Source organism: Pseudomonas sp. PME37.24/025, from assembly GCF_055556615.1.
In genome coordinates this window covers 1-229 of the sequence record NZ_JBVHNK010000517.1, presented here as the reverse complement: position 1 = coordinate 229, position 229 = coordinate 1, and the positions used below count along the sequence as shown (strand labels likewise).

Genomic DNA, 229 nt, shown 5'->3' with positions numbered 1-229 from the left:
ACCGCATTCGCGGCGGGGATCGCGTTCACCCCGGGCAGGCCGCGCGGGAGCAGGAAATCTACGAACGTAGCGTCGCCGACCTGCCGCATCGTCGCCGACGGCTGCTCGCCCGCGGGGATCATCACGACGGTCACTCCGGCGACGGTCCCGGCGGGCCCCTGGGGGCCGCGGATGTTGCCGATCTTCGTCACGCCAGCAGGCAGGCTCATGATGCGTCCTTCCATCCGAC

At 70.7% G+C, this 229-nt stretch carries 1 protein-coding gene; it reads right to left on the bottom strand.

What is annotated here, in order from left to right:
- On the bottom strand, positions 1 to 209 hold a 209-nt coding region (locus ACZ3HH_RS31275; RefSeq protein ID WP_465810633.1), incomplete at its 3' end, for a hypothetical protein.
- Positions 210 to 229: the final 20 nt, after the last annotated feature.